Source organism: Mycobacteroides sp. H001 (genome assembly GCF_001440005.1).
GTDB classification, from domain to species: Bacteria; Actinomycetota; Actinomycetes; order Mycobacteriales; family Mycobacteriaceae; genus Mycobacterium; species Mycobacterium gwanakae.
Genome location: NZ_LJYH01000028.1, coordinates 22247 through 36976, shown reverse-complemented (window position 1 = coordinate 36976; position 14730 = coordinate 22247). Strand labels below are relative to the sequence as shown.

14 protein-coding genes are annotated in these 14730 nt (G+C 61.5%); 6 read left to right on the top strand and 8 right to left on the bottom strand.

The window, feature by feature from the left end; genetic code table 11:
* Positions 1–139: 139 nt before the first annotated feature.
* Genes AOT83_RS10910 through AOT83_RS10895 form a run of 4 tightly spaced genes read right to left on the bottom strand, consistent with a single transcriptional unit; the run spans position 140 to position 5400 of the window.
* Positions 140–631, bottom strand: coding sequence for a hypothetical protein (locus tag AOT83_RS10910; protein ID WP_234797722.1), 492 nt, complete (start codon positions 629–631; stop codon positions 140–142).
* A gap of 1 nt (position 632) precedes the next feature.
* Positions 633–1124, bottom strand: a complete 492-nt coding sequence (locus AOT83_RS10905) for a hypothetical protein (RefSeq protein WP_234797721.1) — start codon at positions 1122–1124, stop codon at positions 633–635.
* Between the two features lie 34 nt (positions 1125–1158).
* Entirely contained in the window at positions 1159–5103 is a 3945-nt protein-coding gene (locus AOT83_RS10900; RefSeq protein ID WP_057979749.1) for an alpha/beta hydrolase, read from the bottom strand.
* Complete coding sequence (locus AOT83_RS10895) at positions 5104–5400, bottom strand: WXG100 family type VII secretion target (protein ID WP_070943223.1); 297 nt, start codon at positions 5398–5400, stop codon at positions 5104–5106.
* A gap of 286 nt (positions 5401–5686) precedes the next feature.
* Between AOT83_RS10895 and AOT83_RS10890 the strand changes: the two genes are divergently transcribed.
* On the top strand, positions 5687–6133 hold the full coding sequence (locus AOT83_RS10890; protein WP_057966322.1) for a hypothetical protein: 447 nt from the start codon (positions 5687–5689) through the stop codon (positions 6131–6133).
* A 397-nt stretch (positions 6134–6530) separates the two neighbouring features.
* On the opposite strand, the gene AOT83_RS10885 is transcribed toward AOT83_RS10890, so the two are convergent.
* Positions 6531–7466, bottom strand: coding sequence for an endonuclease/exonuclease/phosphatase family protein (locus AOT83_RS10885; protein WP_057966323.1), 936 nt, complete (start codon positions 7464–7466; stop codon positions 6531–6533).
* 495 nt (positions 7467–7961) lie between these two features.
* Complete coding sequence (locus AOT83_RS10880) at positions 7962–9692, bottom strand: AAA family ATPase (RefSeq protein WP_057966324.1); 1731 nt, start codon at positions 9690–9692, stop codon at positions 7962–7964.
* A 550-nt stretch (positions 9693–10242) separates the two neighbouring features.
* Here AOT83_RS10880 and AOT83_RS10875 point away from each other — a divergent pair.
* Positions 10243–10887, top strand: coding sequence for a hypothetical protein (locus AOT83_RS10875; RefSeq protein WP_131726924.1), 645 nt, complete (start codon positions 10243–10245; stop codon positions 10885–10887).
* Between the two features lie 574 nt (positions 10888–11461).
* On the opposite strand, the gene AOT83_RS10870 is transcribed toward AOT83_RS10875, so the two are convergent.
* Positions 11462–11941 (bottom strand): hypothetical protein, encoded by a 480-nt coding sequence (locus tag AOT83_RS10870; protein ID WP_234797720.1) that lies wholly within the window; start codon positions 11939–11941, stop codon positions 11462–11464.
* Positions 11942–11960: 19 nt separating this feature from the next.
* Here AOT83_RS10870 and AOT83_RS10865 point away from each other — a divergent pair, with 19 nt between their 5' ends.
* Positions 11961–12188 carry a hypothetical protein gene (locus AOT83_RS10865; protein WP_131726923.1) on the top strand — a complete coding sequence of 76 codons (228 nt, stop codon included), beginning with the start codon at positions 11961–11963 and terminating at the stop codon, positions 12186–12188.
* A gap of 61 nt (positions 12189–12249) precedes the next feature.
* On the opposite strand, the gene AOT83_RS28160 is transcribed toward AOT83_RS10865, so the two are convergent.
* Complete coding sequence (locus AOT83_RS28160; protein ID WP_057966327.1) at positions 12250–12813, bottom strand: hypothetical protein; 564 nt, start codon at positions 12811–12813, stop codon at positions 12250–12252.
* Positions 12814–12935: 122 nt separating this feature from the next.
* Between AOT83_RS28160 and AOT83_RS10855 the strand changes: the two genes are divergently transcribed.
* From AOT83_RS10855 to AOT83_RS27840, 3 genes are read left to right on the top strand one after another with little or no spacing between them, the layout of a single operon-like run.
* Entirely contained in the window at positions 12936–13544 is a 609-nt protein-coding gene (locus AOT83_RS10855; RefSeq protein ID WP_234797718.1) for a hypothetical protein, read from the top strand.
* Between the two features lie 26 nt (positions 13545–13570).
* On the top strand, positions 13571–13846 hold the full coding sequence (locus AOT83_RS10850; RefSeq protein WP_057966329.1) for a hypothetical protein: 276 nt from the start codon (positions 13571–13573) through the stop codon (positions 13844–13846).
* 58 nt (positions 13847–13904) lie between these two features.
* A complete protein-coding gene (locus AOT83_RS27840; RefSeq protein ID WP_057966330.1) occupies positions 13905–14612 on the top strand; it encodes a hypothetical protein in 708 nt (235 codons plus the stop codon).
* The last annotated feature ends 118 nt before the right edge of the window (positions 14613–14730 follow it).

Here is a 14730-nt window from a genome sequence, read left to right as displayed (position 1 = left end):
AGTGCCAGCGCCACAACAACCACCTGCGAGATCCCAAGCACTACACCGCCCCGCTCACTAGTTCACGAACGCCCAAAGAGAGCACCCGACGCCCGTCTAGGTGTCCCAAATAGCCGATATCTGCTCTGTCATGAATGCCTCAAGCACGATGCGGGTCGTCGTAAGACTGCGGGCCATCCTTGGTGATGATCGACGGCATGAGACCGTCATAACGAGATTCCGGAGCCGGGAAGTAGGGCGACGTCCAACTGGTGCCGACACCATCGTGTGCACCGCGCTGAATATCGAAGTGATACCCGTCTGGCGTGTGCCCATACGCGGCGCGTGTTAGCGAATCTGCAGACTCGGTTGATTCGATCCAACCCCACGAATCCCATACCTCGACAAAAGCTTCGAACACCTCGTCGCCTGAGAGGTCGCCATAACCCCACACCCAATAGCCAACGTCGAAGTTCCACTCCCCGTTGGGTCCGACCGCTCCGCTGCCCGCGCTGAGTGCGTTCCAGCCCGGTCGTTGAAATCCGACGATCCAGCCGTCAGGGAGCTGTTGCAGGGTGTGGACGATGTGCTCGATGGTGCGTTGGCGCGCGAGTTCGTCGGTGAGGTCGGGGTGGATCTGTGGTGCGGTCATGTCAATCACGCTGGGGCTGTTCATAAGACTGCGGCCCGTCCTTGGTGATAATCGACGGCATCACACCCCCGTAGGCAGAGCCCGAAGCGGGGTAGTACGGCGAAGTCCATGTCAATGCGACTCCGCCATGGATGCCCCGGTATATCTGGAATCGATACTCGTCTGGCGTGTGCCCGTACGCAGCCCTCGTCTGAGAATCTGCGGGCTCTGCCGAGTCGACCCAACCCCAGGAACTCCATAACTTGAGGAACGTATCGAACACCTGATCGCCGGTGAGATCGCCATCACGCCATACCCAATACCCAACGTCAAAGTTCCACTCCCCATTCGGGCCAACCGGTCCCGAGGATGCGCTAAGCGGGCGAAATCCTGGTGCCTGGAAACCCACGATCCAGCCATCGGGCAACTGCTGCAACGTGTGGACTATGTGCTCAACAGTGCGTTGGCGCGCAAGTTCGTCGGTCAGTTCGGGGTGGATCTGCGGTGCGGTCATGTCATTTCCCATGATAGTGATCTGCCTTCAATGGTTATCGCCTCATTCCCGCGATGATCTCGCCGATGATGCGCAGGCTCTTGCTGTCGTCCTCCCAGTAGGCGTGGGTGTGGGCCCGCTGGTCTTGGTTTTTGATCAGTAGCCCGGTTTTTTCTGCGATCTCTTCGGGATGTGCTCCAAAGTCTTCGCGGTGGGGCATGCGCCCGTGCGCAACCCGTTCGAAGTTTTCGAGGAATCGTATGGGGTCGTTGGGGTGGATCAGCGCCCATACTGGTGCCTTTCCGGCCTCTAGGTGGACCCCTTGGAGTATGAGTTCTTCGACGGTGCGCGCGTGCATGCCCGCACCGCCGAGAGTGACCAGCGAATGCGCGTTTAGTCCTGCTCCTTGGGCGGCTTCCCCAACCACAACCGCGCCGTAGGAATGTCCGATCACGGTGCGATGCGCGTCCGGTATCTGGTTGGTGTGGTCGAGGCGCTCGAGGAAGTCGCGCAGTCGCGGAGCCCCGGCCTCAGCGAAACTATTCCGCGCCGCGCCGGAGAGCCCCAGCGATTGTGGGGCAAGGTAGTTCTGCCAATCCACCACCGCTGCAGCGGCATTGACGTCGTGCCCTAACGCTATGTCAGTACTGCGCTGGAAGCGCTGGGCGACTTCCATGTAGCCAGTGTTTTCCGCGCTCGGGATGAGTTTGGTTGCGTCGGTGAATGTTCCGGGCACCAGCACGCCGGTGTGCGTGGCTAGGTCGGGGTTGCCTACCGAGGTGATCGAGCGTCCGTCGGTGGGTTCAAATCCCAGCAAGTACCGGCGCGGCATATCGGGGTGGTTCTGTATGGCTTGTTCGATGCTGCGATACAGCGGGTCGTCGGGTAACCGTTCCAGCCAATGACTCAGCGCGTCACGGGCGTACTCGTCACACAGGCTAACGGGTAGTCGGGCTTTGTCGCCGAACATCGGGTCTTGCCGGAACAGGTCCGTGCGTTGGGCAGGGTTGAGGTGGTCCCACAGTTCACGCATCCGGCCCGGATCGGTGGGGGCATCGGAGGCGCCGTCGATGAACTTCTGCACCCACTCAGGCCGCTCGCCAGGCGCTCCGAGAAGGGCTCCGTTGTCAGCGGGTGGTTTTGGTGGTTCACCGCCATCATGTGCACGCCCCGCGGCGGGTGCTGGCTCGGCTGGCCGCTCGGGGCCGGGTCGCACGCCAGCGGGGGAGCGTTCGGCGGGTGTGGGTTCGTGTGCGGCGCGGGCGGCTGCCGGGGTCGCTTCGCCCGGTGTGGCCTTGGCCAGGGAGGGTCTGGACTCCACCGGTGCAGGCGGATCGTGCAGCGGCCGGTTGGGGACAACAGGTTCGCGAATGGGTTCGCGCAGCGGTGTGATGGTGGACGGTTTAACGGGTTCCCCGTGCGCGGCTGGCGTGCTGGGTGCGTGAGGGGTGGCGGGTGACGTCGAATGCGGCGGTGCTGCCGGCCCGGCTGGTGCAGCGGGCCCGGTCGGTGTCGTTGCCGGGGGTGTGTGTTCGCCGGTCGCGGGGGTGTGGGCAGGGAGCGGTTCGCCACGCTCGGGCAGCGCGTTGTGTGGCGCGGGGCCGCGCTCGGACGACACCGGGCCGTCGAGAGGGCGCGGGGTCTCGGTCGGATGCGCTGGTGTGCGCGGGGTTTCCGGTTCGATCGGACGCTCACCGGGTGCCAGGGTCCGCTCACCGGGCGGGGTGCCGTGCTCGCCGGGTGGGGCTGGGCGCTCACCGGGCGGGTGGTCGGCGGATGCGGGGCCGCGTTCTGCGAATTGGGGTGTGGTGGTTTCCGATGGGCCGGGGCCGGGCCGATCCGGCGGTGTGGGATGCGCCGACGAGGGGGTGGGTGTGTGCTCGGCGGGTCCGGCGAGCGCGGGCTCGGCGGCGCGATCCCCCACCGGCACAGGGCGCTCAGCCACAGTGGGCACACCATGGCCCGGTGCTTCGCCATACGCGGGGCCGCTGCCGTGACCGAGCAGTGCGGCATCGTCGGCGGGCCTTGGTTCTGAGCGCTCCAGTGCGGGTGTGCCGTGATGTTCGGCCTGCACCGGGACGCCGCTGCCCTCGGAAACTGGTTGCGCAATCGTGGGTTTGGACTCGGCAGCCGGAACCGCGGGGTGCTCGATCGCGCCGGGTTTAGGTTCGCTGATGGTGGCCGTTGGTGGCGGGTGGATGTCGGTGGGCGGGCCGAGTTTGAGTTCACCCGGATTGATGCCCTCGGGTAGTTTCCCGAGTGTTTCGGTGATCTTGCCGGTCTGGGCCCCCACCTCGGCCACCGGATTGACAGCGGCCACCTCGCGTCCGAGAGCGGAGGTGGTCTTGGTCTCGAGGTTCGCCACGCCTTCGCCGACACGCGCCGCATCGGTGCCCACGGTCGCGGCTCTGGCTGCGCCGCCGCCGGGGACCAGGAACGTGGCGGCAGTGGTGAGGTTGTAGCCGACCGCCTCCCAGGGGTCGCCCTTCTTGACGTCTTCCCAATCCACCAGGGCTTTGACCGTTTCCAGGGTCTTGTCGGTCTGCCCACCGGGATCGGAAACCAGTTTGGAAATCTCGCGGGCGGTAGTGCCGACCGGGTCTAAAGCGCTGCCCACGGTTTTTGCCAGTCCGCCCCAGGCTTGTTGTGCGCCTTGGGTGTCGTAAGCGAATCGGGTGGGATCTAGCCCGGCCACGTATGCCAGCGGTCCGGTGAACATGCCGGTGATGTTTTTCAGCGCCCCGGCATCCATACTCACCAAAGCGTTGATGACCGGTGCCGCTGAGGGAAACTCTTTGGACACCCAGTCTTTGATCGAGTCCTTGGCCGCATCGATCTGCGCCCCGATACCGACCAGATCGGACTTGCGGGCCTCAACTTGCTGGCCGTGATTATCGAGCACGCCCTTGATGTCGCGGGCCACCGCCTTGATTTCGTCTAGGGGTGATTTGCCGTGAAATAGAAAGTCGCCCAACGTATCCAGGACATTCGAGGGCGACAACCGCCGCAACAAATCTCGCACACTGTCCTGGGCGTGCTGCACCTCATCGGCGAACCCCTCCAGCTCACTAGCGAGCTTGCCCGACAGCTGCGCCAGCTGGGTCAGCGAGGACGTGATGGTGTCGATCGCCTTACCGATGGTCTCGGCTTCGGGCATCGTCTGCGCCGACACCCCGGCCTTAGCGGCCTGCATTTGTGCGGCGACCCGAGGAAGCGCCTGCCACAACGCTTTCCACGGCGCCGCGACCGCCCTGGCCCCGTCCGGGTCGCCGTTGGGCCACACATCGCCGACAAAGAACTCGACCACCGACCACAACACCGGGGCCATGACACCGCCGCCATTGGCGGTGGAAATACTCACCGACACCTTCGGGTCATTGATTTTGGCCGGCATGCCGACGGAGGGGGCCGCTTGCGGGATGGTCGCTGCCGCCTCGGCGAGGGCGTAGTTGGCTGCTGAGACCCCGATGCCGTGGCCCACCGAACGCGCAGCGCCTAGCGTTTGGAAAACGGCACCGATGATCTGGTTGGCCTTTTGCACGTACTGTTCGCCGAAATTCTCTCCGGCATCGTCTTGGCCCGCATTGAAACTCAACGTCCCGCCCGAAAGGGCTTGCGTGGCAGCCAACAATCCATCGGCAGCGTGATCGACACTCTTGCCCGCTTCGGCCAGCTGCGGTGGGTCCACATCGAGCTGCGAGCCGCCACCCGCAGACCACATGTCGGCGTTGCGCTTAGTGGCCTGCACATAACCCTCTCGCGCCCCGTGCAGGTAGTCGACGATCTTGCCGAACATCTCCCCAAGCTCACCGTTGGAGCTCACCCACCGCCCGATTGCCTGATCAGCGCTGGTCGCGGTGCGGCCCTCCCAGGCGGCGGCCATCTTGTTCTGCCCGTCGCGGCCCTGCTCGACAGACTCGCCGATCAGCGTCCGCAAGGCTGCGACTGCCTCGGCCATATCGGCCATCGCAGCCGGATCAACCCGGAACCGTGCCCCCATTTAGAGGCGCTCGCTGGCCTCATGCAGTTGTTGCGCGCTACTACGTGCCCGTTCCGTGGTATTCGTCAGGGCCTTCGCCGAATCGGCGGCTTGCTCATGCCAGCTATCCCAGATCGGGGAAAACGAGGACGCCGCACCCCCAGACCAACCATGCCCCAACACTGAACGCACCCGCCCATCAGCGCCGCGCACCCCACCACCGAGCCGGTCGGCAACCCCGCTGAGGATCCCCAGCGCAGCAGAAAGGGCAGCGGCATCGATCCGCAACACCTCGTCAGAACCCGAAGGTCCAGCCATGGCTACACCCCCTACTGCGAAAGCTGGCCAAGGCTACTTTGCCAGCGACAAACCCCCATTAGCTGGCACACTACTACAGACTTAGTGGCTGACATACAGCCAACTGAAAACTGGGCTAAGTCATCACGCCGCGACGAACCTCGTTGTTCGCTTCCTGCAAGTTCACTTGGGCGTGTGAAGCCGAGAATCCCGCGATGATTGCCATCGAACGATCGGGATCCATAGCAGTGCGCAGGCAACTTTCACTGGTCGCCATCGTCTACAGATTTGCCCGTAGGCTGCCAGCATGGGTGTGGTCCACGAGTATTTCGTGCTGGACGATGATGAGCAGGCCGAGGGACTGATCGGTTCGTTCGGCGACGGTGTTCTCGGGGTCGAGGCAACTACCGAGCTGGTGTCTTTGGAAGCGCTGCTGCTGGGCCTGAGCCCACACTGGCCGGCGACCAAGGAACTGATGGACCGCCCGGATCATTCCGTGACGGTCGCGGCGGACGCTGAGGATCCTGCCGATGTCAATGTCGTGGTGTCTAAGGTGGCTGATCACACCACCGCGTTGATCGTCAATGCCACGCCGGAGCGGCTCGCTGCTGCGATGGATCCGTGGTCGCAGACCGAGGAATTCGCTGGTTACCTCTCGGCTGGTGATCTGGCAGAGATGATGGAGCAGGTGTTGCCGTTGTTTAAACAGGCTGCAGCGCAAGGCCAACATGTCTATGTGCGGACCAGCTGCTGATGAGCGAACCATCGGCAGATACGCCTGAGCCGCTGCCGACGGGGCCACTATGGTCGGGACGCGGTCTGTTGGCTGTCGGGCGGGCGACAGCCGAGCTGGCACAGCGTGCGGCTGGTCGGGGACATCAGCTGCTGAACAAGATTCGTTAAAGCGGTTAGTGGAGCGGCTCGTTTATCTGCGCCGGTTGTTGATGCCGGCCGGATCATGGCAAGACAGCGGATCTTTCATGGCCAGTGATCCGAATCCGCGTTGCTTTCTTGCGCTAGAGGTCGCGATCCGATCGCGGTTCGAGCCGAGACCTATAGGCTGGACTGGACCTCCTGCGCCAGATCAACACTGAACGAGACACGCATCGATAGCACCTCGATCGCGAAAATCGTTCCCGCGCAGTCGAAAGCTACCCGATTTCGAACTCGGCCCACAGTGGGTAGTGGTCGGAGATGCGCCATGAGAGTTCGTTCTTGGTGAGATTGGGATAGCAGTGGGGCACGAAGTCGAATGATCCGGCGCGTTTTGTGTAGGTCAGCGATTGCAGGAGCTGGGTGCCGGTGGGGGTGGAGAACCAGGCGATCTGGTCGTAGAAGTGGCGGGTGTGGTCGTTGTCAAAGATGGTGCGGCGGACGTCATTTAGTTCCGCTGGTGGCCACAGGCCGGTTGACAAGAATGCATCGAACAAGGGATCGCCCATGCGGTCGAGGTTGAAGTCGCCCAGTACCAGCAGGTTGGTGTTCCAGTCGGATTTGCGTTTGGCCCAGGCGAGCATCCACTGCGCGAAGGCGGTGAGTTCCGGCAGCCGGTCTTCGGGCGCATCGCCCCAGAGCACGTGGACCGTAGTCAGGATGAACTCGGTGTCGCCGCGCTGGAAGCTGGCAGCGTAGGGGGAGCGGGCGAACTGGCGCACCGGATGATCGCTGATATCAGGTAGTACCAGTTCGCCTACGAGCCCGGATGGTTGAACCCGTTCGGTGTTGTAGACGAAAGCCAACCGTTCATCGTTGCCGGTGTCACCTTCGGTGACATCGGAGACGATGACCCGCCACTCGGGCCCAAGGGTATTCAACAGGAAGCGCAATGCGGTGGGGTCGCGCCGGATTTCTTGCAACGCCACGACATCGCATCGCCGGATCACTTCGGCGATGAACGTGACGGCGCGCCAGTCACGCTTAGGTGAATCGCCTGCGCTGGCTTGCCAGGTCGGACTCAGGCCGCCAAAGGCTCGCAGGTTCCATGTTCCGATGATCAGGTTGGTGTCGGTCTGGGGCGGGATTGTGCCTGCGACGGCACTGCGTAGAGCGGTGCGCTGCGTCACGACATCCTGCGGCACGGAAGCCATGGATACATCGCAGCACAGAACGGGTCGCTCTCGGGCCTGAGTTGTCGATCTCGTCCAAATACTTGCTTGTAGCAAGTTTGAGGTTCGCCGCGGCCTTCTGGCGATCAGGTCGATCCAGCAGTCCGCCACAGCTGAAGTTGCTGTTCACGGCTCCTGGCAAAGATTATGGCATCGGATACCCGTAGGGAATCCGCGACAGTGGTGACACGTGACTCAATGTTTGCTATCTGCGTGGACAGCAGTCGGTGGATAGGCGTAATGTCACGTCCCTGAAGGCTTTGCGGAAGTTGACGGAGGCGATGTGTCGGGGAGCTAGCGATCAACTGAACCGCTGACAGCGGTGACAGAATGTCGCGTTTTGGCCCGTTCGGGTGCGGCGACGCGGGGAGTTGCCTACACGTGATTTTGATCTGCGGCCCGGTGTGGAAAACGATCTCGGTCGCCGGTTGGCCGCTTTCGCTGGCGGAGTTGCCTTGGTTGTCGGCGCGGTGTCGGTTACCCAATTGAAGCCGCTTTCAGGAGGCGTTCGGCATGTTCGTTTGCTGCGGTGGATGTGTGCGCACCTGCATCGAATGCTATCGACAACCACGCCGGGTCGGATTTGCTTACATCGACGTCTGTGAGGAATCGTTCAAGCTCTCCCAGTGTTACGGCGACGATTCCGAGTTCATCCAATGTCTTGATTAGCTCTTTGGCGCTGGCCTTGCCGGTTGAGAAGGCCGTCATGCCATGCTTTTTCAGCTTGTCCCAAGTTGATTTTGGCAGGGCCACCTCCTTCTTGATCCGCTTGGCAAGCTCGTCAGATAGCGGTCCGCTCGCATCATCTAGCAGCGCAATGATCTTTCCCTTGATGGAATTCACATCTGGTGCCGGAGGCGCTGCGGTGAACTGGCCGGTTGCCTTGTAGTAATGGGACTCGACGACAGACCACTCTCCATCATGTGCATTTACCAGAGAACTCAACACCGCTTTGTTGTTCAGTATGTCTAGGTCCGGGCAGCTGATCGTCCTGATGCCGAATCCCTTCAGTCGCCGAACGATTTTGGCAATATTTTGCTTACCGTTGGCCGCGAGGAACATCAGATTGTGGGCTGGGGAATCGGCATCACGAGATTCGTAGAGTGCGTCGATGGCGGCTTCGTAGAACCGTGAATCGCGATCAGCTTCCGTGACGATCACTGCGGAATGAAACAATCCATCAAGGGCGTTGCCGTACCGCAACATTGGGTCTTTCCATAGTTCCGCGACCTCGTCGGCTCGTAACAGGCGAGCGCTGGTTACGTCCCCATCTCGAGTTAGATGGAGTATGTCGACCGGTGTCTCGCTTTCGATTACGCCTTGCAAGATGTTTTTGTCGTGTGTGGCCAGAATGACTTGAGACTTGTTTAGTGCGGCAACGCGGCCGATCTCCGCCCCCATCAGCCGCGCCTGTGGCGGATGGAGATACGCCTCAGGTTCATCGATCAAAGTGATCGGAGAGGGGATAGTGACCATAGGCAAGAGCAGGCCTAGGGCCGAGCGGAAACCGGCGCCCTGTTCATGTAAGGAACGCAACGAACCCACGGCCTGGGCGTATTCGGGATTTAGGTCGTTCGCCACTGGCACGGCGACGTCAGGGTCCCCGATGCGGAATGATAACTCGCCGCTAACTGCATCGAGATATAGGTCGATTCCGAACATCTTGCGCGCCAAGGTGATTACGCTGTTCCGAACTTCCTTGTTGACTAGGACCACATGAAACGGATGAGTTGGCGGGTCGCTGATGGACTTTGGCCGTGTAACTGGCTGCACGTACATATCTCGATTGGTTGGTGGGATGCTGTCTACAAGCCACTCCGTCAGGTGCTCTAGCTTGTCCTGTTCCGTCAAATGCTTGAGCGCCTCGTCGAGGCGTGATCCAAGGCCCTTTCGACTCAGGTGGGTTTGTCCAATGTCGTGGTGGACACGGCAGTGAGCACGTAGCCACTCCTCGATGGCGGCCGGTGTGCTGGGCCACTTGGCATCCAGGCTGGAGAGTATCTGTGGTTTCGACCCCGGCGCAGGTACAGATCTGAGGTTAGTCAAGATCTGATCGATCAAGGTTGACTTGCCTACGTTGTTTGCCCCTACGACTGCAAGCACGCTTCCCGAACCCGAGAGCGTGTGGACTTCGTCGGCAATTGTGATGCTGTGAATGGCAAAGGCGGAATTCTCTGGTTGCGCGCAGTCATCAGGCGGGTTGCTCATCGGTCCACCGTAGGGCCCTCGGATCGAATCGGAAGCCGGTTGCTCCCACGGACCGATTGGTCAAACACCCGTTGGTACGGCCTGGAGGAGTGTCAGATGCCTAGGGCTCCGCGTCCGTCCCCAGTGCCCGGATGCCACAACTTAATCCGATTCACGCGCTACTGTCCCGATGACACCGAGGCCTGGAGTGGTCCACGCACAGCCTCCAGTGAGGTGACACGCCAGCGCCGACGGTGAGTGCTCGTCCCGAAGATCCTGGACCGAGACCACTACCGCTGCCGTATCCAGTACGAGGGCATCTACACAGGGCGAGCCACCGTAGTGGACAAGGAGCAGCCAGCATCGCGCCGGCCAGATCCTGGCGTTCGATCCGAAGAACCTGCGTGCTGCGTGCCAGCCATGCAATGACCACAAGGCCAGGATTGAGGACCGGGCTTAAGGAAACAGTGCTTGTCCAGCCATTCCGCTCTGGTCATCGAGAGGGATTGGCGAGAATCACTTAGTGTCAACAACGCCTCCGCCGCCTCCGCCACTTCCAACTGTGCTACCCGTGCCGACGCCATCGCCGTCACCAACTCAGGCGATTGTGGTGAATATTCCGCCTGAGGTTCTGGACCGAATGGCTCCGCACGAGACGTTATTGAGCCAGCCCGTCGCCACGGTGATAGCGGCGACTATCGCTCTTGCCGCAGCGGCCATTGCTCTCATCGGTGTGAGAATTCAAATCAGCTCGGCAGCACGAGAATCCCAGCGAGACCGCCGTGCAGCATTCGCGCGTGCTCGATCGGACAGACGTGCAGAAGCTGAACTGGCTCGTCAGAGTAGACAATCCGAGCTGGAACTGGCGCGCAATATAGAGCGCCAGAAGATCGTCGATCGCGCCGTTGAGTTGACCCACAGTGTTAACGCAATGTCCTTCTTCGGCCGCGGTGGATCTAATCGAAGACCTGAGTTCGTCAGCGAATACCAGCAGAAGTGCATGGAAGCGCTGCTGCTGCGGGATCAGATGCTTGTCGCCGATATGCATCGCGGCGCTACAGCCATGCGTGAGTTCCTGATTGCCGCTGATGGCCAGTACAACAACGGCGATCCAGACGCAGAGACGGTGGGGAACCTACGCATCAAGGTCCTCGCGCGTATGCGCCGAGACCTCGACACTGGAACGATCGATACGGGCGATGCAACGGCAGGCTGAGCCCGCGGAGACATCCTCTACCCGGGGGCGCCCCCTCCCCGGGCCTGCCTGGGCAGTCGAAACGCACTGTGAATTTCGCCGTGTACGGATCCTTATATTTTCCGGGTCTACTCAGGTCGCACACATTCGATTGTGGCGCAACGACATTCTCGACATAGGAGTCAATCATACTGACATAGGAGTTTGGCCATGTCACGTCAGCCTAAAGACCCCTTTCTACGTGCTCGGCGGAGCATGAAAACTACTCGTGCAGTACTCAAGCCGCGGGTCAACCCGAGCATCCCGGAGTTGCCCAAGGGCACGCGGCGGCATCGGCAGGTGCAGGACTGGTGGAGCCGCCGGCATCTACGGAAACAACGACAGCACCGTGCTGATTGCGTTCGAAAACTGTTGGGGTGGTTTGCTATACGTAACGCTAAGCATCAACCGACGCCATACCCCAGCAGCGCAACGGGCGTGCGTTAGAGGTGGGTGTGACGCAGAGCCCGCCGCCGAACCAGCCGAATTCGCCGGGCATGTTCGGGTACGAATACAGATTGCCGTACGGGTGCTGTGCGAGATGCTTTGTAGCGGTTCAGTCGGCGCGCAGTTGTTTCAGTATTCCGGGTCGGAGTTGGTCGGCGATACGCGCCCATGGCACCACTACGGGGGCGTAGTCACCGGCGACGTGCGCGACGGGCACGTAGACCTCCAGGCCGGCGGAGGTCGGTAGCCACGCATCGGCGAAGTGTGTGTCTGTGAGTTCGGCTGCATACACGCGTTTGGTGAGGTCCAGTTCGGGCAGCAGGCTGCGCAGGCGGTCCAGCGCGGCGGAACGGTCCAGGTACAGATCGTCGACGGTGACCGGTGCGGCCGTCGTGGTTGCGATCACCACAGTGCCCAGGCTGCGGTTAGGGTGCGCTGCGCCCTTGCCGTACCAGAGGAGCACGATCCGCCCCGCTATGGCACCGGCACCGATCCGGGTTACCCCGCTGCGATAGCCGCCGAGGAGCTCGGTGTCGCTGACGCTGGTTTCCTCCGAGGCCAGGGGCATCCCGGCGCGCGAGGCCCTCATCGACTCGTTGAACCTTTTCGTGACCGCGGGATCACCGCCCGAAAGCGTCGGTATGGAAACCTTCTGTCCCTCCGGTGATCCCGGGGTTGAAGTAAGCGACGGAGTGTACCCGTGGGTAGGGGAGGCGAGGGCTCCTGTGGGTGCCGGGCTGGTCCAGTGCGGCGATGATCCGGGTGTGGGGTATGCGGTGGGGGAGGAGGCCGAAGGCGATGCTGCATCCGAGGACGCTGCGGGCGTGGAACTCTGACCGCAAGCTGCAGCGGCGAGGAGCGCTGCGGCGGTGATTGCTGCCACGGCGATCCGCGGGCTCACGGGCGATTCTCCATGCCGGTGCGATACTGGTCGGGTTCAGGCCACGTTGTGTGCACGTAGCCCGCGAGTAGCTGGGCCCGAGCTTGCAGCAGCGGGGGGTAGAGCCACCAAAAAACTGCCATGCCCGTGAAGACGGCAGCGTTGAAGACGGTTGTAAAACTGATCGTCGCTCCGGTGGCTGAAATACCCACCTGGATAAGGACATTGACGGCCATGGATCCGATCAAGAACTTGCGCACCGCTGGCGACATCATGCGCAGCTGACGTTCAACGGCTCTCTGCGCCAAGCGAGCAGCAGCGCGCTGGATCGCCGGGTCGGCAGGTATCGGCCCCGACAGAACCGCCTTGGCGGCCTGCCGATACTGGGCCGGCGTCAGGCCGTCGAGGAGCTGGCGCAGCTGCGGCGCCCTGGACCGCGCGGCCAACGTCCACGCCAGCCCGACGACGAGCGCCACCACGGCGATACCCATCCACCAACCGAGCCATTGCCCCTGTTTGTCTTCGCGGTTGATGACGGCCACAGGAACGCCCGCTGCGATGAAAATCAGGGCCGAATACACGGGCCATTGTACCCACCACGGGGCAAGTGCAAGTCTTATCCACACCAGCACAGTGTAAGCAGACAGCAAACTGGTGAATGTGGGAGGATGAACCGAAGGTTGGGCGATTTACGGGGGGTCAGATGCGAATTGTTGGCGGTGGGGCGAAGCTTGTGTTCGCCGCTGTCGTGATGTGCGGCGCAGCGATGAGTGTGTTCGCGCTTCCGGCTCAGGCGCAGCCGGACGGGTTCCCCGATCTCAGTAAGTTCACCGCCGTATCGCCAGAGCCTTACATCACGCGGTGGTCCAAGGGCGGCACGGACATGAGTTTTCTGGCCTTTGTCACTCCCTACGACATCGGCTGCACATTTGGTGCCCCGAAGGAGCTTTCGGATTCTGGACAAGGCGTCAGGTGCGGAGGTGTACCTGCGGGAGTCGACAGCATCCCCACCACGGACCTAATGAAACGCGAGGTGGCGACTCCGAAATCTGGCGATTGTGTAGTCGGCTCGGTCGGGCCCGGCGACGACAGTGCCGGGGCGCCATATCAACTGTCGCATTACTTCTACGGAGGCTGCGACGGTAAGTCACCGGGACCGACCAACAGGGGATCTCTACTGGCAGTGGGGCAGAAGGTCTCATACGGCCACGTCACGTGTGCGGTCGATACCAATAGGACCGTGGCTTGCCCCGACGCCGTCAGTGGTGAGCATGGATTCGTTCTCAAACCTTCTGGCAGTTGGACATTTTGAGCACCAGAACCGTAGTCCTCACAGTCATGGCGTTCGCGGCAGGAATCGGGCTGAGCATGCTGCTGTGTTTCGTACTGGCGGTGGTCCTGTTCCAGTTCTTCTGGTCCGAGGGCCTTTACTTGGGATTCTGGATCACCTTCGGTATCAGCGCCATACTTGCGACCGTGGCTGGGGCCCGCAGGGTCCGGTTCAATGAACAACTCTGCTACTGGCACGCTGTCTTGGTCGGCCTGTGTTCCCTCACATGGTTCGTGGCAGTCGATACGGCCGTGGAGTACGGCTTGCGGACCCTGCGCCGTTGACGCCCTGAAGGTCTTCTGCGGTAACGGGTGACGCGTGCTTCAACGTAGATTTGCTCGCATGAATTGGTCACAGATTGTTCACTGGATTAGTGAGCATGCGGGTGTTGTATCGGTTGCTGGAATTTTCACTCTGTTCCTGTCGGCGTACTCCGCACATGTGCTAACGAAGGCCCGCGAGAGCCTTAAGCGGATCCGCGATTACGATTCTGTCACTCGAAAGACGATGGTGGACAGGTGTATCGGCCTGCTCAACGTGGCCGAAGAGGTGCGAGCTTGGGTGCCCGTCAGCCGCAAGCAGCTGGCTTGGATGGTGTCGAAAGGTGATGAGGACAAAGCAATCGAACTGATGCACCAGATTGATGCTGGCTTTACAACGCGGGTCTACAAAGTCCAGCATGCCGGTGAGCTCGCTAGAAATTCCTGTCCACCGGATCTCGCGGAGTATCCCGTTCAGCTAACGCTGGATCTTGTGAATCTCTTATCGGTCGCCACTGATCTTGAAGCTGACGACTTGGCTTCGGAGGCTGCAGCTGCTGTACAGGATAGCGTCGAGACGGTGTTTCTTCTTATTCGGGCGCTCTACAACCAAGAGATGTACGACAACCTTGATCCGAGACCGCTCCGGAACGCCATCAAAGTTGGGTTGACAGAGTCGCGTCGGCGTAGATACCGAAAGAGCTTGCCAGCCAAGGTCATCAGTGAGGTGTTGCGTTTGAGAGAGGCGAGGAACCCCAAGCTTGCTGAGCGCCTTGCCGGTGAGGTCTGATCCGACGCCGTACTGGGCCTTGAACAGCCCCTTTACGCCGTCAACTGGCGATTGGTAGAGGTCTTTGGACACTCCGGCGCCGACGGTGTTGGCGATCGCGCCTAGCTTGGGTGTGGGT